Genomic DNA, 23,528 nt, shown 5'->3' on the forward strand with positions numbered 1-23,528 from the left:
TCAGTGGAACATTAGTGCGGCAGGGCTGCTTTGTGGCAGGAAATCAGAAGGTCAATTTCCAGCTGTTGAGCGTTCCGGTGTCCTGCCGGGCGACATCCTGGACCTTCAGCTTCCAGGTGCCGTTGGCCGTCTCGGTGGACGCGTTGACCGTGTACGAGGCCACCACGTCGTCCGCCGAGTCGGACGAACTGGAGTTCTTCAGCCGGTACGTCTTCCCGCTCGGGCCGACCAGGTCGATGACCAGGTCGCCGCGCCAGGTGTGGCTGATGTTGACGTCCACCTTGAGCGTGGCCGGGGCCTTGCCCGTCAGGCCGGTGACCGCGATCGGCGAGTTGACCGCCGAACCGCCGTCCGGGATCGCGACCTTGGTGGTGGACTGGAAGACGGTGCCCGTGCCCGGGTCGCCGCCGCCGGGCCTGGCGCCGACGTTGATGCCGGCCCAGGCGTCCGCGACCGACTTGTACTCGGCGCTGCTCGCCCCGTACAGCTCGCTCGCGACCGCGAGCGTCCCGGTGCGGGCCGCCGCGTAGTTGGTCGTCGAGGTGAACTTCTCGGTGAGCGCCTTGTACCAGATCAGCTCGGCCTTGTCCCGGCCGATGCCGGTGACGGGCAGGCCGTCCGACGTGGGCGAGTCGTAGTTGACCCCGTTGATGGTCTTCTTGCCGCTGCCCTCGCTGAGCAGGTAGAAGAAGTGGTTGGCCGGGCCCGACGAGTAGTGCACGTCGAGTCCGCCGAGGCTGGAGGACCAGGCGTCCTTGGAAGCGCCGTCCTTGCTCGGCTTGTCCATGTAGCGCAGCGGGGTGCCGTCGCCGTTGATGTCGATCTTCTCGCCGATGAGGTAGTCACCGGGGTCCGACGCGTTGTTGGCGTAGAACTCGACGGCGGTGCCGAAGATGTCGGACGTGGCCTCGTTGAGACCGCCGGACTCACCGCTGTAGTTGAGCCCCGCGGTGGCCGCCGTGACACCGTGCGACATCTCGTGGCCCGCGACGTCGATGGCGGTCAGCGGGGCGGCGTTGCCCGAGCCGTCGCCGTACGTCATGCAGAAGCAGCTGTCGTCCCAGAAGGCGTTGACGTACGAGTTGCCGTAGTGGACCCGGGAGTAGGCGGCGACGCCGTTGCCCGCGATCCCGGACCTGCCGAAGACGTTCTTGTAGAAGTCCCAGGTCTCCGCCGCCCCGTAGTGGGCGTCGGCCGCCGCCGTCTCCGAGTTGGAGGCCAGGCCGTTGCCCCAGGTGTCGGTGGTGTTGGTGTACAGGGTGCCCTTGCCGGACGACCCGTGGTTCAGGTTGTACGTCAGCTGGCCGCCGCGTGTGCCGTCGTTCAGCGTGTAGTTCGACCCCGACTTGGTGGTGCCGAGGGTGACCTTGCCGCTGTACTCGGTGTTGCCGACGCCGGTCTCGATGGCCTGGCGCTCGAAGAGCTTCTTGCCGGTGGCCGCGTCGGTGATGACATGCAGCTCGCTCGGGGTGCCGTCGTCCTGGAAGCCGCCGACCACCGTCTCGTAGGCGAGTACCGGCTTGCCCTGCGCCAGCCAGACCACCTTGCGCGGGGCCCGGTCGGCCGAGGTCTTCGCCGAACCCTGGGCGGCCGCGGCCTTCAGCGCCGTCTTCTCGGCGGCGGCCGGTGCGACGGCCGCGCTGGTGTTCACGTTCTTCAGTTCCGCGCGGGACGCCTTGGTGACGCCCTCGGTCGCTCCTGCCTTCGAGGCGTCGACGATCAGGTCACCGCCGAGGACGGGGAGCCCGTCGTACGTGCGCTCGTACCGGGTGTGCGTGGTGCCGTCACGGTCCTTGGTGACGTCGTGGACCTGGAGCTTTTCATGGGCTCCGAGACCGAGACTCCGGGCGGTGTCCGCCTTGGTGGCGTTCGCCGTACGCAGCAACTCGGCCCGCTGGGAGGGCGAGAGGGCTGCCGGGGCGGCGCCGGGCGCGGACTTGCCGGTGACCGCGGCGGAAGCGGCGGTGTTCCCGGGTGATGCGGAGGCTGTGCCGGCCTGTACTCCTACGGCGAGCAGTGCCGCGGCGGCGACGAGGGCGCCGGTGGCGGTGGCGGTGGCACGACGGTGCGTGGGTCTCACGGGTCTCACGCGGACTCCTTCTGCAAGGGTGGACAGAGCGACCTGGTGAGCCGCCCTGGCGAGCAAGCAGTGCGCAGAACGGGGAGAGAGTGACATCTGTGAGGACCCTGTGTCAGGACCGCGTCAAAAGGTTGGCCGGAAATCGTCCGTTGTCCGCAGGGTCATGTTCGCTATACGGAATGTTTGCTGACGAGTGCCGCGACACCGTCCAGGATCCGGGCCAGGCCGAACTCGAAGACCTGTCCGAGATCCAGCTCGAACCCCGGGTGTCCGGCGAGCGAATTGAGATGCGGGTAGGCCCCGCCGGCCCCGAGAGCGGCGAACTGTGTCTCGTTCCGGGCCATCCACTCGTCGTTGGAGAGCCCGGTGTCCTGGACCGCCTGCCCTTCGAGGTCGGTGGCGGTCGCGAGCCCCTGGACGTGGCCGAAGAGCGTGAGATGCAGATGCATCACCTGATGCGGCGAAAGACCGGTGTCGGCCCCGGCCCGCAGCATCCACTCCGTGTAGGCCATCGCGTTCGGCGAGGGCGTGGGCCGGGTGAAGGACGCCATCGCCCGCGCCATCCACGAGTGCCGCCGGTGCGCGTCCCACAGCCACCGGGTGCCCAGCTCGAACCGGGCGCGCCAGTGGGCCGGCTGGGCCGCGGGCAGCGGCTGTTCACCGTAGACGGCGTCGGCCATCAGCTGGACTAGTTCGCCCTTGCCCCGCACATGGCGGTACAGGGCCATGGTGGACACCCCGAGTCCGGTGGCGACCCGCCGCATCGAGAGCGTGGCCAGGCCATCGGCGTCGGCGAACGCCACGGCGGTGCGCACGATGCGGTCACGGGCCGGGCCCTGCCCGCCGGGGGAGGCGAGGGCGGCCGGGCCCGGGGTGGAGTCCGCTGCGGTGACCGGGCCGGACGGCCCGGCGAGACCCCGGCCGGACGGCCCGGCGAGACCCGGGGCGGGGTGTCCGGCGACGACCGTGCCGACGCCGGGCACCGCCCGTACCAGCCCCTCCTGCCGCAGCACCGCCAGCGCCTTGGTCGCCGTCGCCATCGCCACCCCGCACTCCCGGACGATCGCCCGCGTCGAGGGGACACGGTCGCCTGGCGCGAGCTCGCCCGACTCGATCCTGCGGCGGATCCCGGCGGCGGCGCGGAGGTAGGGCGGCTGGCTGCTCATCCCGGCACTGTACTAGTGCGGTCGACCGGGTGAAGTCCTGTTCGGGAAAGGAGTGCACTACGGTGCACCAGGGTGGTGTTTGCGGTGTACACGGCGTGCTGCTTCGCTCCCGGCATGACCTCTGAACCAGGCACCGAAGCGTGCGGCGCGGCAGGCGCCGAAGAACCCGCCGCACCGCCCACCGCACCGCCCACCGCGCCACTCGCCGCAGCTCCCGCCCCAGCACCGACCGCGGGCCGCCGGGAGTGGATCGCACTCGGGGTGCTGATGCTCCCGCTGCTCCTCGTCTCGATGGACGTCTCCATCCTCTACTTCGCCCTCCCCTACATCAGCCGGGCCCTGGAGCCGAGCGCCACCCAGCAGCTGTGGATGCTCGACATGTACGGCTTCGTGCTCGCCGGTCTGCTGATCACGATGGGCGCGCTCGGTGACCGCGTCGGGCGGCGCCGGCTGGTGCTCGCCGGGGCCGTCCTCTTCGGCACGGCGTCGGTCGCGGCGGCGTACGCCCACAGCCCCGGACAGCTCATCGCCGTACGGGCGTTGCTCGGTGTCGGCGGCGCCGCCCTGATGCCCTCGACCCTCGCGCTGATCCGGCACCTCTTCCGTGACGAGCGGCAGCGCGCGAAGGCGGTCGCCCTGTGGACCGCCGTGATGACCACCGGCATCTCGCTCGGCCCGGTGGTCAGCGGGCTGCTGCTCGCCCACTTCTGGTGGGGCTCGGTCTTCCTGGTCAACCTGCCCGCGATGGCCCTGCTGCTGGTACTCGGACCGCTGCTGCTCCCGGAGTTCAGAACCCCCGCCCGCGGCCGGTTCGACCTGCTGAGCGCGGTGCTCTCGCTCGCCACGCTGCTCCCCGTCATCCGGGGCGTCAAGGAACTGGCGGCGCACGGATACACCCCGCTCTCCGCGCTCAGCGTCACCGCGGGTCTGGCCGTCGGCGTCGTCTTCGTACGCCGTCAGCAGCGCCTGGACCACCCGATGGTCGACCTCGCGCTGCTGCGCCGCCCCGCCTTCTGCGGCTCGCTGCTCGCCAATCTGCTGGCGATGTTCGCGACGGTCGGGTTCGCGGTCTTCCTCACCCAGTATCTGCAGAGCGTGCTGGGCCAGAGCCCGCTCACCGCGGCGCTCTGGTCGCTGGTCCCGATGGCCGGTGTGGCGGTACTCGCGCCCGTCGGGGCCGTACTGGCCGGGCGCTTCGACCGCGCGTACGTGATGGGCGCGGGCTTCACGGTCTCGGCGTGCGGGTTCCTCTGGCTGAGCCGGGTGCACGTCGGCTCACCCCTCTGGTTCACGCTGGCGGGCTCGGCGGTGTACGCGGGCGGTCTGGTCGCGGCGATGACGCTCGCCAACGAACTCGCCATCGGCGCGGCCCCGCCGGAGCGCGCGGGGTCGGCCGCCGCCGTCCTGGAGTCCGGGCAGGAGCTGGGCGGTGCCCTGGGTATGGCCATCCTGGGATCGGTCGGGGCCGCCGTATACCGGAGCGACATGGCGGGCGCGCCGGGCGCCGTCCGCGAGACCCTGGGCGGCGCGACCGCGGTGGCTCACGGGGCCCTGCTCGTCTCGGCGCGCCGGGCGTTCGTGCACGGCCTGGACTTCGCGGCGGTCGGCGCGGCCGTGGCGATGGCGGGAGCCGCGGCGCTCTCCGTCGTCCTGCTGCGGGGAGCGCGCCCGGCGGATGACCCGGACGCTGCCGCCGCTGGAGGGCGGCGCCCCGTGTCGGCGCCGCGAGCCTGAACTCGCCGCGGGGAGCGGCCTGTTGCTGGGCCACCGGAAGTGCCGTACGGAGGGCCAGGTGCATGTCTTCCCGTGCCGGGTGGCAGCCTGATCTCCGTGCGGGGCGCACGGGCCCTGCCGGTCCAGGGGAGGCACCGGATGGGCACGGACTGCGCCGGGGTCACCGCCGCGCTCGCCGACCCCGGTACGGCTGTCCTCGACGCCCGCGCCCGCGAGCGCTTCACGGGCGAGGCGGCCGAACCCCGGCCGGGGCTGCGCCCCGGCCATACGCCGGGAGCGGTGAGCCTGCCCTTCGGCGCGGTCCAGCGGGGAGGCCGGATGCGCCGGGCCGCCGAACTGCGTACCGCCTTCGCCGGGGCCGCGGGCGGACGCGAGCGGCTGGTGTTCAGCTGCGGATCGGGCGTCACCGCCTGTGTGCTGGCGCTCGGAGCCGAACTCGCCGGATACCGCGCCCTGTCCGTGTACGACGGGTCCTGGAGCGAGTGGGGGCTGCCGTCGGACCGGCCGGTGGAAACCGGTGACGGACGGCCGGCTCCCGGCGCCTGAGGGAGGCGTCGAGCGGTCCTGTGGTGAGCGTCGCCGCCGGGCCCGAACCACCGCCCGGGGGCGGCCCGTACCGCCTGCCAGACTGACCCGGACCCGCAGACCCGGATGAGGAGCACGGCATTGACCGCCGACCACCGCACAGGACCGCCCACCCGTGGCAGCGAACGCGACACACTGCGGGCCTTCCTCGACTACCACCGCGCGACCCTCGCCATGAAGTGCGACGGCCTCACCGACGAGGAGCTGCGGGAACAGTCTGCGCCGCCCTCCACGCTGTCACTGCTCGGTCTGGTACGGCACCTGGCAGAGGTGGAACGCACCTGGTTCCGCCGGGTGTTCGAGGACCATGACGTGCCTCTGGTCTGGTCCGACAGGACCGACTTCCAGGCGGCGTACGACGCGAGCGCCTCGACCCGGGCCGAGGCGTTCACGGCCTGGCAGGCCGAGGTGGAACACTCGCGCCGTATCGAGCGGGCGGCCGGTTCCCTGGAGCTGACCGGGTATCAGCCGCGATGGGGCGAAGAGGTCTCGCTGCGCATGGTGATGGTGCACGTGCTCCTGGAGTACGGCCGCCACAACGGCCACGCGGACCTTCTGCGGGAGGGCGTCGACGGGACCGTGGGCGCCTGAGCCCTGAGCCCTGAGCCCGGAGGCGGCCTGGCGGCCCCGTCCGCCGCCTCCGGACCCGTCCGCCGCGGCCTTGCCGCAGGCCCCTCACCCCACCAGGCTGTCCTGCCAGGCCCGGTGCAGGCCGGCGAACCGGCCGCTGCCGCCGATGAGCGAGTCCGGTGTGCCGTCCTCGACGATCCGGCCGTCCTCCATCACCAGCACCCGGTCCGCGATCTCCACCGTGGAGAGCCGGTGGGCGATGACCACCGCGGTGCGGCCGTGCAGCACCGTGTCCATGGCATGCTGCACCGCCCGCTCGCCCGGAATGTCCAGCGAGCTGGTCGCCTCGTCCAGGATCAGTACGGCGGGGTCGGCGAGCAGGGCGCGGGCGAACGCCACCAACTGCCGCTGCCCCGCCGAGATCCGCCCGCCCCGCTTGCGTACGTCCGTGTCGTACCCCTCGGGCAGGGCGCTGATGAATTCGTGGGCTCCGATCGCCTTCGCCGCCTGCTCGATCTCGGCGGGGGTGGCCTCCGGGCGCCCGATGGCGATGTTCTCGGCGATCGTCCCCGAGAAGAGGAATGCCTCCTGCGTCACCATGACGACCCCGCGCCGCAGCTCGGGGACGTCCAGGTCGGCCAGATCCACGCCGTCCAGCCGGACCTGGCCGTCGGTCGGGTCGTAGAACCGGGCCAGCAGCTTGGCCAGCGTCGACTTCCCCGCGCCCGTCGAGCCCACGACCGCGACCGTCTGGCCCGCCGGGATGGTGAGATCGAAGCACGGCAGCACCTCGCCGCCGGTGCGGTACGCGAACCCGACCCCGTCGAACACGACCTCACGGCCCGGGTGTTCGGAGGCGAGGGCGGGCAGCGTACGCGGGGACGCGGGCGCCGGGACCGACGGCTCCTGGGCCAGGAGTCCGGCGATCTTCTCCAGCGAAGCGGCCGCGGACTGGTACGAGTTGAGGAACATCCCCAGCCGGTCGATCGGGTCGTAGAGGCGCCGCAGATACAGCACCGACGCGGCCAGCACACCGAGTTCGAGCCCGCCCCGGGTGACCCGGTAGGCCCCCCACAGCACGATGCAGGCGACCGCGGTGTTGGCGACCAGACGGGAGCCGGTCACATAGCGGGCCATCTCCAGCATCGAGTCACCGTTGGCCCGCTCGTGGCGGTGGTTGAGCCGGTCGAACTCCGTGTCGTTGGCACGCTCCCGGCGGAAGGCACGCACCGGCCTGATGCCGTTCATCGTCTCGGCGAACTTCACGATGACCGCGGCGACCGCGGTCGAGCGCCGGCTGAACACGACGGTGACCCGCCGCCGGTAGCGCCGGATCAGCAGATAGAGCGGTACGAACGAGAGCAGCGCGACCGCGCCGAGCCCGAGGTCGAGGAAGAGCAGCATCGCGCAGATGTAGACGGCGGAGAGCACGACGCCGATCAGCTCCTGGAGCCCTTCGCTGAGCAGTTCGCGCAGCGACTCCACATCGCTGGTGGAGCGGGAGATCAGCCGCCCCGATGTGTACCGCTCGTGGAAGTCCACACTCAGCGCCTGCGCATGGCGGAAGATCCGGCCCCGCAGATCCAGCAGGGCGCCCTGGTTGAGGCGGGCCGAGACCTGGACGAAGGCGTACTGCAGGCCCCCGGAGAGCAGCGCCGACGCGAGGTAGGCGACGCCGACCGCGATCAGCGGGCCGTGGTCGGCGCGGCGGAAGGCGGGGACGCCGGTGTCGATGGCGTACGCGACGAGCAGCGGCCCGGCCTGCACGGCCGCCTGCTGGACCAGCATCAGCACCGCGGAGACGATCGCCGCCGTCCGGTGCGGGGCGATGAGCGAGCGCAGCAGGGCGCCGGTCGCGCCGGGTGGGGCGGGCAGCTCGTCCCGGTCGAAGGGGTCGCCGCCCGACGTCCGCTGTCCCGCCGGGGACCCGGCGGCGGGGCCGGATCCCGGCTCGTCGCCGGGGTCCGGCTCCAGGGCCTCCCGGCCGTCGACTGTGGTGGTCATCGGGTCCCGTCCTCTTCGGCGCCCGACATCAGCCAGGCGTACTCGGCGTTGCTCTGGAGCAGTTCGTGGTGGGTGCCGACCGCTCCGATACGGCCGTCCGACAGCAGCGCGACCCGGTCGGCGAGCAGCACGGTGGACGGCCGGTGGGCGATGACGAGCGCCGTGGTCTCGGCGAGGACCCGGCGCAGGGCTGCCTCCACCAGCGCCTCGGTGTGCACGTCCAGCGCGGACAGCGGATCGTCGAGCACCAGGAAGCGCGGCTGCCCGACGACGGCCCTGGCCAGGGCGAGCCGCTGGCGCTGGCCGCCGGAGAGGCTCAGCCCCTGCTCGCCGACCTGGGTGTCCCGGCCGAGCGGCAGCTCGTGCACGAAGTCGGCCTGGGCGGTCGACAGGGCGCGCAGCAGCGCCTCGTCGTCCGCGCCCGCGTCGCCCATCCGGACGTTCTCACCGACGCTCGCGGAGAAGAGGGTGGGCTCCTCGAAGGCGACCGACACCAGCTCCCGCAGCCGCTCGCGGGGCATGGCGGTGATGTCCTGACCGTCGAGGGTGATGCGGCCCCCGGTGATCTCGTGCAGCCGCGGTACGAGCGCGGTCAGCGTGGTCTTGCCCGAACCGGTGGCGCCCACCAGGGCCAGTGTCTCGCCCGGTCTGATGTGCAGATCGATGCCGTCGAGGACGGGAGGGGTGCCCGGGGCGGCGTCGGGGTAGCGGAACTCGACGCCCTCGAAGCGCAGTCCGCCGGTGGCTGTGGCTGTGGCTGTGGCTGTGGCGGTACTGGCAGCGCCGTTGAGGGCACCGTCGCCCGCACCGTCCGCACCCGCACCGTCCGTACCCGCACCAGCCGTACCCGCACCGCCCGGGGCGAGCGCGGCCGGGCCGGTGGTGTCCGTCTCCTCGGCCACGTCGATCACCTCGAAGTACCGCTGGGTGGCGGTCGCCGCGTCCTGGCTGATCGCCAGGAGGAAGCCGATCGACTCCACCGGCCAGCGCAGCGCCAGCGCGGTGGAGAGGAAGGCGACCAGGGTGCCCGCCGAGAGATGCCCGTCGGCGACCTGGACCGTACCGAGGACCAGCGCCGCGCCGATCGCCAGCTCGGGGATGGTGGTGATCACCGCCCAGATACCCGCGAGGAGCCGGGCCTTGACCAGCTCCGTCGAGCGCAGCCGCGCCGAGAGCTCACGGAAGGCCAGGGCCTGGCTGCGGTGGCGTCCGAAGCCCTTGATGATGCGGATGCCGAGGACGCTCTCCTCGACGACCGTGGTGATGTCGCCCACCTGGTCCTGGGAGACCCGGGCGACCTTGGAGTACTTCGCCTCGAAGATCTTGCAGAGGATCATCAGCGGAACCGCGGGAACCAGCAGCACCAGCCCCAGCATCCACTGCTGCATCAGCAGAATGACGAAGCCGACCACGATCGTCACGCCGTTGACCAGGAGGAACGTCAGCGGGAAGGAGAGGAACATCCGCACCATCATCAGATCGGTGGTGCCGCGCGACAGCAGCTGGCCCGACGGCCACCGGTCGTGGAAGGCCACCGGCAGCCGCTGCAGATGGCGGTAGAGGTCGGCCCGCATCGACGCCTCGATCCAGGCGAGCGGCCGGCCCACCAGCCATCTGCGGAGGCCGAAGAGGAGTGCCTCCGCGACCCCGAGCCCGAGCAGCATCAGCGCGCCCAGCCAGACCCCGCGGGTGTCCCGGTCGGTCACCGGGCCGTCGACGATCCACTTGAGGACGAGCGGGATGACCAGGCTCAGACAGGAGGCGACGATCGCCACCAGAGCGGCCGTGGCCAGCCGTCTTCGCACCGGCCGTACGTACGGCCAGAGCCGTAGCAAAGAACGCACGCCGGAGAGTTGGCTGTCTGTTGCATGTGTTTCGGGCATCGCGCGCGAGCCTACGGTCCGGCACTGACAGTGCCCACTGGATTTCGGGGCGCTCCGGGCCGCCCACCGGCACCGGAGCCCGCCTGCCGGAGGTCGTACCCCACCGCCGGAAGGTCGTACCCCGGCATCGGCCGATCGGTTGATGCCGGTTCGAGCGTGATGGCGGATGCCGCGGAACCCCGTCCCCCGGGAGCCTGTGAGCATGGCAATCATCGAAGTGGACGGGCTGCGGAAGGCGTACGGCGGCAGGCAGGCCGTCGACGGGGTGTCCTTCGCCGTCGACACTGGGGAGATCTTCGGGATCCTCGGGCCGAACGGCGCGGGCAAGACCACGACAGTGGAGTGCATCGGGGGGCTGCGGGTGCCGGACGGGGGCGTGGTGCGGGTGGCCGGATTCGATCCGGTCGCCGACCACGCCCGGGTGACACGGATCCTCGGCGCCCAGCTCCAGGAGAGCCAGCTCCAGCCGAAGATCACCGTCCGGGAGGCGCTGGAGCTCTACTCCTCCTTCTATCCGTACCCCGCCGACTGGCGGCCACTGGCCGAACGGCTGGGCCTCGCCGAGAAGGCGGACTCCCGCTTCGCCAAGCTCTCCGGCGGTCAGAAGCAGCGGCTCTCCATCGCGCTCGCACTGATCGGCAACCCGAAGGTGGTGGTGCTCGACGAGCTGACCACCGGGCTCGACCCGCGCGCACGCCGGGACACCTGGGAGCTGATCGAGGACATCAGGGACGGTGGGGTGACCGTTCTGCTCGTCACCCACTTCATGGAGGAGGCCCAGCGCCTCTGCGACCGCATCGCCGTGATCGACCGGGGCCGGGTCGCCGCGCTGGACACACCGGCCGGGCTCATCCGCCGCTCCTCCGGTTCGACCGTCATCTCCTTCACCCCGTCCGAGCCGCTCGCCGACCGTGAGCTGGACGCGCTGCCCGGCGCCGCCTCCGTACAGCACCGGGACGGCGCCCTCGTCATCGAGGGGACCGACGAGACGGTCAACGCCGTCATCACCCTGCTCGCCAGGCACCACATCACCGCCCACCAACTCCGGGTCACCGACGCCACTCTCGACGACGCGTTCCTGGACCTGACGGGAGCAGCAGCATGAGCACCGTGACCGCGACCGCCCGTACGAGGACCACTGCGGGGACCGGCGCGTCCTTCGCCGTACTGCGCTCCGAACTACGGCTCTTCCGCCGTGAACCTGCCACCATCTTCTGGGTGATGGTGTTCCCCACCGTCCTGCTGGTGATCCTCGGCTCGATCCCGTCCTTCCGCGAGCACGACCCGTCCATCGGCGGCCGGACGATGGTCAGCGCGTACGTCCCGGTCACCGTGCTGCTCGCGATGATCATGGCGGGGCTGCAGGCGATGCCCCAGGTGATCACCGGATACCGCGAACGGGGCATCCTGCGCCGGATGTCCACCACACCGGTGCGGCCGCATACGCTGCTCACCGCGCAGATGGGCCTGCACGGTGCCGCCGCACTCGTCTCGACGGTGCTCTCGCTCACCGTGGGGCGGACCGTCTTCAAGGTCGCCCTGCCCCAGCAGATCCCCGGCTATCTGCTCTCGCTCGCCCTGTCGATCTGTGCCGCACTGGCCCTGGGCTCCCTGGTGGCCGCCCTGTCACGGAACCAGAAGGTGGCGAACGCGACCGGCTCGGCCGTCCTCTTCCCGATGATGTTCTGCGCCGGGGTCTGGCTGCCCGTCCAGGCGATGCCGGACGCCCTGGCCCACGGCGTCGAGCTGACCCCCTTCGGCGCCGCGGCGCAGGCACTCAACGGCGCCGCCACCGGCAGCTGGCCCGGCTGGACCCACCTCGGGGTGCTCGCCCTGTGGACGCTGCTGCTGTCGGCCGGGGCCAATCGCTGGTTCCGCTGGGAGTGACGGTGGCCACCGGCCCGTACGGGCAGACTGGAGGGATGACACCGGACCTGACCGGCCCTGCCGCCCGGACCGGCCCCGCGACCGGCTCCATGACCGTCCTCACCGCCGCGACCGGTCCGGCTGCCCCGTGTGGCCCGGCCGCCGCGACCGGTCCGTGTGGCCCGGCCGCCGCGACCGGTCCGTGTGGCCCGGCCGCCGCGGCCGGCCCGCCCCTGGTCGCCGTCCGGGTGGGCATCGGGTGGGCGGCCTTCCACCGCTACGGCCCGTACGCCCTCCTCGCCGTCGCCACGCTCGCCGCGGCCGCCACCGCCCCCGCCCTGCACATGACCCGGGGCGAGCTGACCGCGGCGGCGGCCCTCACCGCCGCGGGGACCGTGCTCCAGCTCTGGTGGGGCCGCGCGGTCCGCACCCGGCCGGACCCCTCGGCGGCCGGCACCTGCTACTACGTCCTGCGCTGGGCGATCGCCTTCGCCCTGGCCTGGCTGAACCCCTTCTACGCGTTCTATGCGGTCACCGGCTACTTCGGCGCCGAGCGGCTGCTGCCCCGCAGGCTGGTACGGGTCGGGCTGCTGGCCAGTGCGGTCACCATGTCGGGCTCCCAGTCCGGCGGGCTGCCCCCGCACGGCTCCATGGGCTGGGTGGTCTTCGGCGCGCTGTTCGCCGTCAACGTCGCGCTGCTCATCGTCATGACCCATCTCGCCAACCTGGAGGACGAGCGCGCGACGGAGCAGGTCGAGACCATCCGCGAGCTGGAACGCACCAACGACCGGCTCCAGCAGGCTCTCGACGAGAACGCGGCGCTGCACGCCCAACTCCTGGTCCAGGCAAGGGAGGCCGGGGTCGCCGACGAGCGCCGCAGGCTGGCAGCCGAGATCCACGACACCCTCGCACAGGGGCTGGCCGGCATCATCACCCAGCTCCAGGTCGTCTCCGTCGCCGGAGCCCCGGACACCGCACGTGAACACCTCGCCCGCGCCCAGGAACTGGCCCGCCACAGCCTGGGCGAGGCCCGGCGCTCCGTACAGAATCTCAGCCCGGCCGCCCTGGCCGACGACTCGCTCCCGGAAGCGCTGAAGAAGCTGGTCGCCCAGTGGTCGGCCGAGTCGGGCGTCCGCGCCGGGTTCACCGTCACCGGCACCGTCGAACCGCTCCACGACGAGGTCGAGGCCACCCTGCTCCGGATCGCGCAGGAGGCCCTCACCAACACCGGCCGGCACGCCGGGGCGGCCCGGGTCGGGGTCACCCTCTCGTACATGGACGACGAGATGGCCCTCGACGTACGCGACGACGGCCGCGGCTTCGACCCGCTCGCGTCGGGGCCGCGCAGCGCCGAAGGGGGCTTCGGCCTCGGCGGGATGTGTGCCCGCGCCGAGCGGATCGCGGGGACGGTCACGGTCGAGTCCGAGCCGGGGCACGGCACGGCGGTCTCGGCTCGCGTACCGTTGGTCCGCCATGAACCCTGATGTCATCACCCTGCTGATCGTCGACGACCATCCCGTGGTCCGGGACGGTCTGCGCGGCATGTTCACCGGAGCCCCCGGTTTCCAGGTGCTCGGCGAGGCGGCCGACGGCGTCGCGGGCGTCGAGCTGGCCGGGAGCCTCGACCCCGATGTGGTCCTCATGGACCTGCGGATGCCGGGCGGCAACGGCGTGGACGCCATCGCCGAACTGACCCGCAGGGGCAGCCGCGCCAAGGTGCTCGTCCTGACGACGTACGACACGGACTCCGACACCCTCCCGGCCATCGAGGCGGGTGCCACCGGCTACCTCCTCAAGGATGCCCCGCGCGACGAACTCTTCACCGCGGTACGGGCCGCGGCCGATGGCCGTACGGTGCTCTCCCCGGCGGTCGCCTCCCGGCTGGTCTCCCGGGTGCGTGCTCCGGCCGCTCCGGGCCGCGACGCGCTGAGCACCCGCGAGCGCGAGGTGCTGGTGCTGGTCGCCCGGGGCACGTCCAACCGCGACATCGCCCGTGAGCTGTTCATCAGCGAGGCCACGGTCAAGACCCATCTGACCCATATCTACGGGAAGCTGGACGTCAAGGACCGGGCGGCGGCGGTCGCGGTGGCGTACGACCGCAAGATCCTCGGCTGAGACGGGGGGCCGAGGCGGGGGTTGAGACGGGGACCGACGCCCGCCCGGCACCGTCTCGCCTCAGCTCCGCACCCGCAGCAGCAGCACCGACCGCGCCGGGACGGTGAGCGCGGCTCCCCCCGGGTGCGGTGTGCCCGGCGCGGCGCTCTGGTCCTCCCGTGAGGTGTCGACGAGCAGTTCGTAGCTCTCCGCCCACGGGGCTCCGGGCAGCACGAACTCCACCGGTTCCGCCCCCGCGTGCAGGGCCGTCAGAAAGCTGTCGTCGGTGATGCGCTCGCCCCTGGCGTCCCGGCCGGGGATGTCGCCCCCGGAGAGATAGACCCCGAGCGTGGCCGAAGGCGCGTACCAGTCGCGCTCCGTCATCTCCCGGCCGTACGGGGTGAACCACGCGAGGTCCCGCAGCCCGTCGCCCGCCCGCGCGCCGGAGAAGAACGCCCGGCGGCGCAGCACGGGGTGGGCGTGGCGCAGCGCCAGCAGCCGGGAGGTGAGGTTCAGCAGCGCCCGCGGGCCCGGCTCGTCGAGCAGTGACCAGTCGACCCAGCTGACCTCGTTGTCCTGGCAGTAGGCGTTGTTGTTGCCGCCCTGTGTCCGCCCCATCTCGTCCCCCGCGACGAGCATCGGCACCCCGGTCGACACCAGCAGCGTCGTCAGCAGTGAGCGCAGCTGTCTGCGGCGCAGCGCGTTGACCTCCTGGTCGTCCGTCTCGCCCTCGGCGCCGCAGTTCCACGACCGGTTGTCGTCGGTGCCGTCCCGGTTGTCCTCGCCGTTCCGCTCGTTGTGCTTGTGCTGGTACGACACCAGGTCGCGCAGCGTGAAGCCGTCATGCGCGGTGATGAAGTTGACGGACGCCTGCGGGCGCCGGCCGCCCCAGGCGTACAGATCGCTGGAGCCGGAGAGCCGGTACCCGAGATCGCGTACGTCGGGCAGCGCACCCCGCCAGAAGTCCCGCACCGCGTCCCGGTAGCGGTCGTTCCACTCCGTCCACAGCGGCGGGAAGGCCCCCACCTGATACCCGCCGCTGCCCACGTCCCACGGCTCGGCGATCAGCTTCACCCGCCGCAGCACCGGGTCCTGGGCGATCACCGCGAGGAAGGGCGAGAGCATGTCCACGTCGTGGAAGGACCGGGCCAGCGCGGCGGCCAGATCGAAGCGGAAGCCGTCCACGCCCATCTCGGTGACCCAGTACCGCAGCGAGTCGGTGATCAGCCGCAGCACCTGGGGCCGCACCACATGCAGGGTGTTGCCGCAGCCGGTGTAGTCCGCGTACCGGCGCGGGTCGTCCTGGAGCCGGTAGTAGCCGCGGTTGTCGATCCCGCGCAGCGACAGGGTCGGCCCCAGCTCACCGGCCTCCGCCGTGTGGTTGTAGACCACGTCGAGAATGACCTCGATCCCGGCGGCGTGCAGCGCCTGCACCATCCGCTTGAACTCGCCGACCTGTTCGCCGCCGGTGCCGGACGCCGCGTAGCCGGCGTGCGGGGCGAAGTAGCCGACCGAGTTGTAGCCCCAGTAGTTCCGCAGCCCGCGCCGCAGCAGATGGTCCTCGTGCGCGAACTGGTGGACGGGCAGCAGCTCGACCGCCGTCACTCCGAGCCGTACGAGATGGCCGATCGCCGCCGGATGGGCCAGGCCCGCGTACGTCCCGCGCAGCTCATCGGGGATCCCGGGGTGCCGCTTGGTGAAACCGCGGACATGTAGCTCGTAGATGACGGTGTCCGCCCAGGGCGTCTTGGGCCGCAGGTCGTCCGCCCACTCGTCGCCGGGTGTGTCGTCGTGGACGACCACGCCCTTGGGGACGTGCGGCGCCGAGTCCCGCTCGTCGCGCACCGTGTCGGCGACCTGCTGGTCCGGCCAGTCCCTGACATGCCCGTACACCTCGGGGGGCAGCCGGAACTCGCCGTCCACGGCCCGCGCGTACGGGTCGAGGAGCAGCTTCGCGGGATTCCAGCGGGCGCCCGTCCACGGGTCCCATCTGCCCCGGACGCGGTAGCCGTACCGCTGTCCCGGCCGCACCCCGGGCAGGAACCCGTGCCAGATCTCATGGGTCAGCTCGGTGAGTTCGCAGCGGGTCTCCCGCCCCGCCGCGTCGAAGAGGCAGAGCTCGACGGCCTCGGCGCCGCCCGCCCAGAGCGCGAAGTTGGTACCTGCGACCCCGTCGGGCCCGACCCGGTACCGCGCGCCCAGCGGCATGGGTGCACCGGGCCACACGGTCACCGCGTCCGGCACGGGGCCGGCCACCACACCGGGCGCGGCCTTCCGGGCCGCACCGGGCACCGCCTCCCGCGCCGCGCCCGCCCCGCTGCCGGCGACCACGCCGGGCGCCTCCTGAACCGCTTCCTGAACCACGTCCTTCACGGCGTCCTGAACCACGTCCTGAACCGTGTCCTGAACCGCGTTCCGCACCGCTCCCGTCACGGTCTCCTGCTCGGCTGCGCTCGACACCTGGCGGCCTCCCGCGGCTCATCGGGACCGGCGGCGCGCCGGGCCCCGGCGTCCCGGCCGCGGTCCCTCGCATGGTCCTCGCTCTTGTTCTGCCCGCAACAACCGGCAATCTCACGTTTCCCCCGCAGGGGGGTGGTCGTTGAGCGGTCCGTGAGACAACTGACAAAGCGGACACGAGCGGGCGTCGCGGCCGCACTGGCGGCGGTGTGCGCCGGACTGCTGGGCGGCCTCGCCGGATGCGGAGCGGGCTCCGACGGGAAACCGCGGGCCCCCGAAGAGGCGATCCGGGTGATGCCGGACGACGGCGCGAAGGGCGTACGCGCCCACGGCAAGGTCGAGGTACGGGTACCGGACGGGCAGCGGCTCGAACAGGTCACGGTCTACGGGGTCACGGACGGGCACCGCCAGGTACTCCCCGGCACCGTCTCGGACGACGGCAGGACCTGGAAGCCGGACGGCGGCCGGCTGGGGCTGGCATCCCAGTACGCGGTGGACGCGGTGGCATCGGACGGGGACGGCCACACCCTGGCCCGCCACACCACGTTCACCACCTACGTCCCCCCGCACCGCTTCATCGGGTACTTCACACCGGAGAACGGCACCACCGTCGGCACCGGCATGATCGTCTCCTTCAATTTCAGCCGCCCCGTCCAGAACCGCGCGGCGGTGGAGCGGGCGATCCGCGTCACGGCCACCCCGTCGGTGCCGGTCGCGGGCCACTGGTTCGGCGCCGGCCGCCTGGACTTCCGCCCGAGTGCCTACTGGAAGCCCGGCACCCGGGTCTCCGTCGGGCTGCGGCTGCGCGACGTACAGGCGTCCCCCGGGGTGTACGGCACCCAGCAGAAGACCATCGCCTTCACCGTGGGCCGCTCCCAGGTGTCCCTGGTCGACGCCGCGGCGCACACCATGGCGGTACGCCGTGACGGCGCCCTCCTGACGACTCTGCCGGTCACCGCGGGCGCCAGGAAACACACCACGTACAACGGCAGGATGGTCGTCATGGAGAAGCGCGCCGTGACCCGGATGAACGGCCGGACGGTCGGCTTCGGCGGTGAGTACGACATCCCGGACGTCCCGCACGCGATGCGGCTGACCAGATCGGGCACCTTCCTGCACGGCAACTACTGGGCGCCCGCCCGTGTCTTCGGCGCCTCCAACACCAGCCACGGCTGCGTCGGGCTGCGCGACGCACGCGGCGGCAGCGCCACGTCCCCCGCGGGCTGGCTCTTCGACCACACCCTGATCGGCGATGTCGTCGAGGTCGTCAACTCCCGGGACACGAAGGTCGCACCGGACAACGGGCTCGGCGGCTGGAACCTGGACTGGGCGCACTGGAGGTCGGGCTCCGCGCTCGGCTGACCCGCTGACCCCCGCCGTGCCCGTACGACCCGCCCGCCGTGCCCGTACAACCCGCCGCCCGCCCGCCGCACCTCTACGAGCTGGGCGGGCGCGCCCGGTTGGGACGGAACAGTGACATCGCCGGGGAGTCCGGCGGCCCCGCGCTGCGGATATTCTGTGCGCAGTGCGCGCGGACACGGCGCGCGGGGGTACGTGCACCGGCGGCGCCGGGACGTGCGCGAGGGGAGACCACCATCTTGAACGGGCGACCGATATCGGGGACATCGGCCGGGGGCCGGTCCGTGCGCGGGATGCGGGGCGCGAAGTCCGCACTGCCGGCCCTGCTCGCCGGAACGCTGCTGCTGTTCGTCACAGCGTGCGGCGGTTCGGGGAGCGGCAGCGATGAGAAGGCGAAGCAGGACGCGGGCAAGGAGGCCGGCTCCGCGGCCTCGCAGGCCGTTGTGACGGTGGCTCCGAAGGACGGCGCCGGTTCGGTGGCCACCAGCGACGCGCTGAAGGTGACGGCGGACAAGGGCCGGCTGACCTCGGTCACGGTCAAGGACGCCAAGGGCAACACGGTCGCGGGCCGTATCGCGCAGGGCGGCGCCGACTGGCAGCCGCTCCAGCATCTGCCCGCGGCCACCCGCTTCACGGTCCACGCGGTCGCCAAGGACGCCAAGGGCCGGGAGTCCGCCAAGGACACGTCCTTCACCACGCTCGTACCGAAGAACACCTTCGTCGGCCAGTACACACCGGAGGACGGTGCGACGGTGGGTGTCGGGATGCCGGTCTCGATCCACTTCACCCGCGGGATCACCCACCCCGCGGACGTCGAGGACGCGGTCAAGGTGACGGCGGATCCCGCCGTACCGGTCGAGGGCCACTGGTTCGGCAACGACCGCCTCGACATCCGTCCCGAGAAGTACTGGGCGGCCGGTACCAAGGTGACGGTGAAGCTCGACCTCGACGGCGTCGAGGGCCGGCCCGGGGTGTACGGGAAGCAGACCAAGACCGTGAAGTTCACCGTCGGGCGCTCCATGGTCTCCACGGTCGACGCCGACCGGCACACCATGAAGGTCGCCGAGAACGGCAAGGTGATCCGGACCATCCCGATCAGCGCGGGCGCCCCGGCCACCACGACGTACAACGGCCAGATGGTCATCAGCGAGAAGTACGCGGTGACCCGGATGAACGGCGCCACCGTCGGATTCGGCGGTGAGTACGACATCAAGGACGTGCCGCACGCGATGCGCCTCTCCGACTCCGGCACCTTCGTGCACGGCAACTACTGGGCCTCCACCAGTACGTTCGGCGCCGCCAACACCAGCCACGGCTGTGTCGGGCTGCACGATGTGCGCGGTGGCTGGAGCAAGGAGACCCCGGCCGCCTGGTACTACAACAAGTCGATCGTCGGTGATGTGGTGGTCGTCAAGAACTCGCACGACAGGACGATCCAGCCGGACAACGGCCTCAACGGCTGGAACATGTCCTGGGCCGACTGGAAGAAGTGACGCCCGGCGGGAGGTGACGCCCGGCAGGGAGCACCCCCGGCAGGAAGCAACACCAGGCCCGTGGGCCTTCCTCCGTACGGCCCGGTGCACTGTGACCAAGTGCACCGGGCCGCACCGCGTTAGCCGCCGTTAACCTGCTGTCATGACAGTCACCCTCGAAGTCTCCGAAGGCGTCGGCACCATCCGTCTGGACCGCCCGCCGATGAACGCACTCGACGTGGCCGTGCAGGACCGGCTGCGCGAACTCGCCGAAGAAGCCGCCCGCCGCGACGACGTACGCGCCGTGGTGCTCTACGGCGGCGAGAAGGTGTTCGCGGCCGGCGCGGACATCAAGGAGATGCAGGCCATGGACCATGCGGCGATGGTCGTACGGTCGCGCGCCCTGCAGGACTCCTTCACGGCGGTGGCCCGGATCCCCAAGCCCGTGGTCGCCGCGGTCACCGGCTACGCGCTGGGCGGCGGCTGCGAACTGGCGCTCTGCGCGGACTTCCGTATCGCGGGCGAGAACGCCAAGCTGGGCCAGCCCGAGATCCTGCTCGGCCTGATCCCCGGGGCCGGCGGCACCCAGCGGCTCTCCCGGCTGATCGGCCCGTCCCGGGCCAAGGACCTGATCTTCACGGGCCGTCAGGTCAGGGCAGCCGAAGCACTCACCCTCGGTCTTGTCGACCGGGTCGTCCCGGCGGCCGAGGTGTACGAGCAGGCGTACGCCTGGGCGGCGAAGCTCGCCCAGGGGCCGGCCATCGCGCTGCGCGCCGCGAAGGAGTCCGTCGACGCGGGTCTTGAGACGGATCTCGACACCGGGCTCGCCATCGAACGCACCTGGTTCGCCGGTCTCTTCGCCACGGAGGACCGCGAACGCGGTATGCGCAGCTTCGTCGACGAGGGCCCCGGCAAGGCCAAGTTCCGCTGAGCGGCACCCGGTTGGGTGGATTAGCTGCACCTTAAGAGAACCTTAAGGAGTGGGTGATCATGGCCGTTGAATTTCGTTCATGAGGGGGGAGTCTCCGCAGCTCAGGACAGGTGTGAAGGCCCCTGTAATGCCAGGCGCATATGCCAAGACGCAGGGGGTGCAACTGCAGAATGCAATTGCGGATTCCGTCGGAACGGCCCCGGGGGCCCCTTCGGGCAGCCATGATGGGGGGCATGGCGGGCCTGGAGGGTGTGGAGCAACCGCAACAGCGCGCTCAGGCGGATGCTGTGCGATGGGTACCGGCCGTTGAGGACGAACAGGCTCTCAAAGCACTGGAGTTGTTCGGCAGCCCAACGGAGGGGGAGGTGCGCCTCGCGTCCCGTCCCGAGTCCGCGGCGACCGCGCGGCGGCTCACCCAGGGTGTCGTGCTGCGTCAGTGGGGGCTCTCGCCGCAGACCGCCGAGCACGCGGTGCTGCTCGTGTCGGAGCTCGTCGGCAACGCGGTCCGGCACACCGGTGCGCGGGCCTTCGGTCTCCGGATGCTGCGGCGCCGGGGCTGGATCCGGGTGGAGGTGCGCGATCCGTCCCGGGGGCTGCCTTGTCTGATGCCGGTCCAGCCGATGGACGTCAGTGGCCGCGGTCTCTTCCTGGTAGACAAGCTCTCCGACCGGTGGGGGGTCGATCTGCTGCCGCGCGGCAAGACCACCTGGTTCGAGATGCGGGTCGCCGACCGCCAGTCCTCCTGAGGGCCCGCCCGGTCCTCCTGGGGATCTGCCCGGTCCTCCTGAAGGCCCGCTGCGGGGGCCGGCCGCCACCCGGTTGTACCCATCCGGATCACGGCGTGGCTGCTGTGAATCCCAGGTGAGGCGACATTTCTGCCTGGGAATGTGCGGACTTCGGTGGGATGCGGCGGGTGATGTGCGGGAGCGGCGCTCGGCCGCCCCGCTGCTGAGGCTCTCCGTCGTCGACGGACAGGGGGGAGGTAAAAAAGGCCGTTCCGGGCGATTCCTCTTTAACTGGTCGCGTGACTGAGATAAGCCGCCGCAGCGCACTGCGGGCAGGAGCCGGCGCGGCCGTCGCCGGGGCGCTGGCCGCCGGGTGTTCGCGCGGCGCGACCACCGCAGCGGCCCCCACCCCCACCGGGGCCCACCCCGCACGCTCCCCATCCGGGCCCGCGAGGACAGCGGCCCCGCTGCACGCACCGGCCCCCCTCGCCTTCACCGGCCAGCCGGTCCAGATCGCGAACGGCCCCCGGAACCGCAAACGGGTCGCGCTCACCTTCCACGGTCAGGGAAACCCCGCCGTCGCCAAGTCCGTACTGGCCGAGGCGGAGAGGGCCGGCGCGCGGGTCACCGTCCTCGCCGTCGGCACCTGGCTCGACGAGTACCCCGCGATGGCCCGCCGGATCCTCGACGGCGGTCACGACCTGGGCAACCACACCCTCCACCACATCTCCATCTCGGCGATGGGCGAACGGGAGGCGTACGCCGAGATCACCGGCTGCGCCGACCGGCTGCGGCGGCTCACGGGCTCCATCGGCACCTGGTTCCGCCCTTCGCGCACCCAGTACGCGACCCCGCTGGTCCAGCGGCTCGCCGCACGCGCGGGCTACCCGCACGTGCTCTCGTACGACACCGACTCCCTCGACTACACCTCGCCCGGCGCCGCATCCGTCGTCCACAACGTCACCGGCGCGGTCCGGCCGGGTTCGGTGGTCTCGATGCACTTCGGCTATGCGGACACGGTCGCCGCACTGCCCGCCATCCTCGACGCCTTCGACCGCCGCGGGCTGCACGCGGTGACCACTACGGAGCTGCTGACCTCATGATCACTATCCGTACCACCACACTCCTCGCCGCCACCGCCGCCATCGGCCTCACCGTCGCGCTGGGCGGCTGCGGGACGTCCGGCGGGACCGGGCACGCGCACCCGGACGCCGCCAGGGCCACCACCGCCGCGGCCGCCCCGCGCGGCACCGCGGTGAAGTCGTCGCAGCCCGCGCCGCTGGCCGGTATGCCCCCCGTACTCGACCCCAAGGACCTGTACGCGGCGGACCGGCCGGGCCGACTCTCTCCCGTCGTGAAGAAGTTCCCGTCCCTGGTCTACGTACCGAACACCAACTCCAACACGGTCAACGTGATCGACCCCAAGACGTACAAGGTCATCCGCACCATCCCGGTCGGTGTGCAGCCGCAGCACGTCGTGCCGTCCTGGGACCTGAAGACGCTCTGGGTCAACAACGACCGCGGCAACTCGCTCACCCCGATCAACCCGGCGAACGGCAAGGTCGGCAAGACGCTCGCCGTGCACGACCCGTACAACCTCTACTTCACGCCCAACGGGAAGTACGCCATCGTCATGGCCTCGCAGGACCGCCAGCTCGTCTTCCGCGACCCGCACACCATGAAGGTCAGGAAGACGCTCCCGGTGACCTGCGCGGGCGTCAACCACGCGGACTTCTCGGCCGACGGACGGTACTTCATCGTCTCCTGCGAGTTCTCCGGCGAACTGCTCAAGGTCGACACCGAGAAGATGAAGGTGGTCGGCCAGCAGAAACTGCCCTTCAAGGGGGCGATGCCGCAGGACGTGAAGATCTCGCCGGACGGCCGGACCTTCTACATCGCGGACATGATGGCCGACGGCGTCTGGGTGCTCCCCGCGGACAAGTTCACCACCCCGAAGCTGCTGCACACCGGCAAGGGCTGCCACGGCCTCTACATCAGCCGTGACTCCAAGGAGATGTACATCTCCAACCGCGGCGAAGGCACCATCTCGGTCTTCGGCTTCGCGCGGAACAAGCTCCTCAAGAAGTGGTCCCTGCCCGGCGGCGGCAGCCCCGACATGGGCGGTGTGTCGGCCGACGGCAAGGTGCTCTGGCTGACCGGGCGCTACAACGCGGAGGTGTACGCGATCGACACCACCAGCGGGAAGCAGCTCGCCCGCATCCCGGTCGGCAGCGGCCCGCACGGCCTCGCGGTCTATCCGCAGCCCGGCCGCTACTCGCTGGGGCACACCGGGATCTTCCGCTGACCCTGCCGGTCAGGGCGGCCCCGCTCCGCCGGTTAATCTGACTACCGTCAGAGACGTACCGAGAAGGGGTGGACCCAGTGGCGGACAAAGAAGAGGCCCGCAAGGCGTTCGAGCGGCTCGACGTGGACGGCGACGGCCGGATCACCGCGAGCGAGTACAAGAGCGTCATGGCGCAGCTCGGTGACTTCCATGTGACCGAGACAGTGGCTCAGTCCATCATCAGGTCCAAGGACGCCAACGGTGACGGCAGGCTCTCCTTCGAGGAGTTCTGGGCCTCGCTGGACAAGTAGCGCACGC

18 protein-coding genes and 1 pseudogene are annotated in these 23,528 nt (G+C 71.5%); 14 read left to right on the top strand and 5 right to left on the bottom strand.

Annotated features, from left to right (window positions below; genetic code table 11):
* Positions 1–43: 43 nt before the first annotated feature.
* Together ACWGKJ_RS04510 and ACWGKJ_RS04515 are read right to left on the bottom strand one after the other, a co-directional pair.
* Positions 44–2,080, bottom strand: a complete 2,037-nt coding sequence (locus ACWGKJ_RS04510; protein ID WP_385017818.1) for a M4 family metallopeptidase — start codon at positions 2,078–2,080, stop codon at positions 44–46.
* A gap of 170 nt (positions 2,081–2,250) precedes the next feature.
* The gene (locus ACWGKJ_RS04515; protein ID WP_385017496.1) at positions 2,251–3,246 is read right to left on the bottom strand and encodes a TetR/AcrR family transcriptional regulator C-terminal domain-containing protein; all 996 of its coding nucleotides are present in this window, start codon (positions 3,244–3,246) and stop codon (positions 2,251–2,253) included.
* A 267-nt stretch (positions 3,247–3,513) separates the two neighbouring features.
* Here ACWGKJ_RS04515 and ACWGKJ_RS04520 point away from each other — a divergent pair, with 267 nt between their 5' ends.
* The 3 genes and pseudogenes from ACWGKJ_RS04520 to ACWGKJ_RS04530 all read left to right on the top strand — a co-directional run bounded on the left by ACWGKJ_RS04520 (position 3,514) and on the right by ACWGKJ_RS04530 (position 6,156).
* On the top strand, positions 3,514–4,980 hold the full coding sequence (locus ACWGKJ_RS04520) for an MFS transporter (RefSeq protein WP_385017821.1): 1,467 nt from the start codon (positions 3,514–3,516) through the stop codon (positions 4,978–4,980).
* Positions 4,981–5,136: 156 nt separating this feature from the next.
* Positions 5,137–5,526 (top strand): annotated as a pseudogene (locus tag ACWGKJ_RS04525) (rhodanese-like domain-containing protein); the annotation flags it as partial.
* 120 nt (positions 5,527–5,646) lie between these two features.
* Complete coding sequence (locus ACWGKJ_RS04530; RefSeq protein ID WP_385017499.1) at positions 5,647–6,156, top strand: DinB family protein; 510 nt, start codon at positions 5,647–5,649, stop codon at positions 6,154–6,156.
* Positions 6,157–6,240: 84 nt separating this feature from the next.
* On the opposite strand, the gene ACWGKJ_RS04535 is transcribed toward ACWGKJ_RS04530, so the two are convergent.
* The gene (locus tag ACWGKJ_RS04535) at positions 6,241–8,139 is read right to left on the bottom strand and encodes an ABC transporter ATP-binding protein (RefSeq protein WP_385017502.1); all 1,899 of its coding nucleotides are present in this window, start codon (positions 8,137–8,139) and stop codon (positions 6,241–6,243) included.
* Positions 8,136–10,022, bottom strand: coding sequence for an ABC transporter ATP-binding protein (locus ACWGKJ_RS04540; protein WP_385017505.1), 1,887 nt, complete (start codon positions 10,020–10,022; stop codon positions 8,136–8,138). The genes ACWGKJ_RS04535 and ACWGKJ_RS04540 overlap by 4 nt, the downstream gene beginning before the upstream one ends.
* A gap of 202 nt (positions 10,023–10,224) precedes the next feature.
* Here ACWGKJ_RS04540 and ACWGKJ_RS04545 point away from each other — a divergent pair, with 202 nt between their 5' ends.
* Genes ACWGKJ_RS04545 through ACWGKJ_RS04560 form a run of 4 tightly spaced genes read left to right on the top strand, consistent with a single transcriptional unit; the run spans position 10,225 to position 14,003 of the window.
* Complete coding sequence (locus ACWGKJ_RS04545; RefSeq protein WP_385017508.1) at positions 10,225–11,127, top strand: ABC transporter ATP-binding protein; 903 nt, start codon at positions 10,225–10,227, stop codon at positions 11,125–11,127.
* Positions 11,124–11,909, top strand: a complete 786-nt coding sequence (locus ACWGKJ_RS04550; RefSeq protein ID WP_385017511.1) for an ABC transporter permease — start codon at positions 11,124–11,126, stop codon at positions 11,907–11,909. Before ACWGKJ_RS04545 ends, ACWGKJ_RS04550 begins: the two co-directional genes overlap by 4 nt.
* A gap of 35 nt (positions 11,910–11,944) precedes the next feature.
* Positions 11,945–13,372: a sensor histidine kinase gene (locus tag ACWGKJ_RS04555; RefSeq protein ID WP_453315668.1), complete on the top strand. Its 1,428-nt coding sequence runs from the start codon at positions 11,945–11,947 to the stop codon at positions 13,370–13,372.
* Entirely contained in the window at positions 13,362–14,003 is a 642-nt protein-coding gene (locus ACWGKJ_RS04560; protein WP_385017517.1) for a response regulator, read from the top strand. The genes ACWGKJ_RS04555 and ACWGKJ_RS04560 overlap by 11 nt, the downstream gene beginning before the upstream one ends.
* Before the next feature lie 60 nt (positions 14,004–14,063).
* Here the strand turns inward: ACWGKJ_RS04560 and glgX are convergent, their stop codons facing one another.
* Entirely contained in the window at positions 14,064–16,346 is a 2,283-nt protein-coding gene (gene glgX, locus ACWGKJ_RS04565; protein WP_453315669.1) for a glycogen debranching protein GlgX, read from the bottom strand.
* Positions 16,347–16,592: 246 nt separating this feature from the next.
* Between glgX and ACWGKJ_RS04570 the strand changes: the two genes are divergently transcribed.
* From ACWGKJ_RS04570 to ACWGKJ_RS04600, 7 genes are all read left to right on the top strand, one after another.
* Positions 16,593–17,801: a L,D-transpeptidase gene (locus tag ACWGKJ_RS04570; protein ID WP_385017520.1), complete on the top strand. Its 1,209-nt coding sequence runs from the start codon at positions 16,593–16,595 to the stop codon at positions 17,799–17,801.
* Positions 17,802–18,037: 236 nt separating this feature from the next.
* Positions 18,038–19,291: a L,D-transpeptidase gene (locus ACWGKJ_RS04575; RefSeq protein ID WP_385017523.1), complete on the top strand. Its 1,254-nt coding sequence runs from the start codon at positions 18,038–18,040 to the stop codon at positions 19,289–19,291.
* Between the two features lie 142 nt (positions 19,292–19,433).
* On the top strand, positions 19,434–20,201 hold the full coding sequence (locus ACWGKJ_RS04580; RefSeq protein WP_385017526.1) for an enoyl-CoA hydratase/isomerase family protein: 768 nt from the start codon (positions 19,434–19,436) through the stop codon (positions 20,199–20,201).
* Between the two features lie 221 nt (positions 20,202–20,422).
* Positions 20,423–20,947, top strand: a complete 525-nt coding sequence (locus tag ACWGKJ_RS04585; protein ID WP_385017529.1) for an ATP-binding protein — start codon at positions 20,423–20,425, stop codon at positions 20,945–20,947.
* A gap of 278 nt (positions 20,948–21,225) precedes the next feature.
* The gene (locus ACWGKJ_RS04590) at positions 21,226–22,029 is read left to right on the top strand and encodes a polysaccharide deacetylase family protein (protein ID WP_385017533.1); all 804 of its coding nucleotides are present in this window, start codon (positions 21,226–21,228) and stop codon (positions 22,027–22,029) included.
* A complete protein-coding gene (locus ACWGKJ_RS04595; protein WP_385017536.1) occupies positions 22,026–23,231 on the top strand; it encodes a YncE family protein in 1,206 nt (401 codons plus the stop codon). Before ACWGKJ_RS04590 ends, ACWGKJ_RS04595 begins: the two co-directional genes overlap by 4 nt.
* A 77-nt stretch (positions 23,232–23,308) precedes the next feature.
* Positions 23,309–23,521, top strand: coding sequence for an EF-hand domain-containing protein (locus tag ACWGKJ_RS04600; RefSeq protein ID WP_327295139.1), 213 nt, complete (start codon positions 23,309–23,311; stop codon positions 23,519–23,521).
* Positions 23,522–23,528 lie beyond the last annotated feature (7 nt).

Source organism: Streptomyces sp. NPDC054757 (genome assembly GCF_053612185.1).

Bases quoted from the DNA above. Each gene is read 5' to 3' on its own strand.
- ACWGKJ_RS04515 (WP_385017496.1), bottom strand. From the start codon at position 3,246: ATGAGCAGCCAGCCGCCCTACCTCCGCGCCGCCGCCGGGATCCGCCGC.
- ACWGKJ_RS04520 (WP_385017821.1), top strand. From the start codon at position 3,514: ATGCTCCCGCTGCTCCTCGTCTCGATGGACGTCTCCATCCTCTACTTC.
- ACWGKJ_RS04535 (WP_385017502.1), bottom strand. From the start codon at position 8,139: ATGACCACCACAGTCGACGGCCGGGAGGCCCTGGAGCCGGACCCCGGC.
- ACWGKJ_RS04540 (WP_385017505.1), bottom strand. From the start codon at position 10,022: ATGCCCGAAACACATGCAACAGACAGCCAACTCTCCGGCGTGCGTTCT.
- ACWGKJ_RS04545 (WP_385017508.1), top strand. From the start codon at position 10,225: ATGGCAATCATCGAAGTGGACGGGCTGCGGAAGGCGTACGGCGGCAGG.
- ACWGKJ_RS04550 (WP_385017511.1), top strand. From the start codon at position 11,124: ATGAGCACCGTGACCGCGACCGCCCGTACGAGGACCACTGCGGGGACC.
- ACWGKJ_RS04555 (WP_453315668.1), top strand. From the start codon at position 11,945: ATGACACCGGACCTGACCGGCCCTGCCGCCCGGACCGGCCCCGCGACC.
- ACWGKJ_RS04560 (WP_385017517.1), top strand. From the start codon at position 13,362: ATGAACCCTGATGTCATCACCCTGCTGATCGTCGACGACCATCCCGTG.
- ACWGKJ_RS04580 (WP_385017526.1), top strand. From the start codon at position 19,434: ATGACAGTCACCCTCGAAGTCTCCGAAGGCGTCGGCACCATCCGTCTG.
- ACWGKJ_RS04585 (WP_385017529.1), top strand. From the start codon at position 20,423: ATGATGGGGGGCATGGCGGGCCTGGAGGGTGTGGAGCAACCGCAACAG.
- ACWGKJ_RS04595 (WP_385017536.1), top strand. From the start codon at position 22,026: ATGATCACTATCCGTACCACCACACTCCTCGCCGCCACCGCCGCCATC.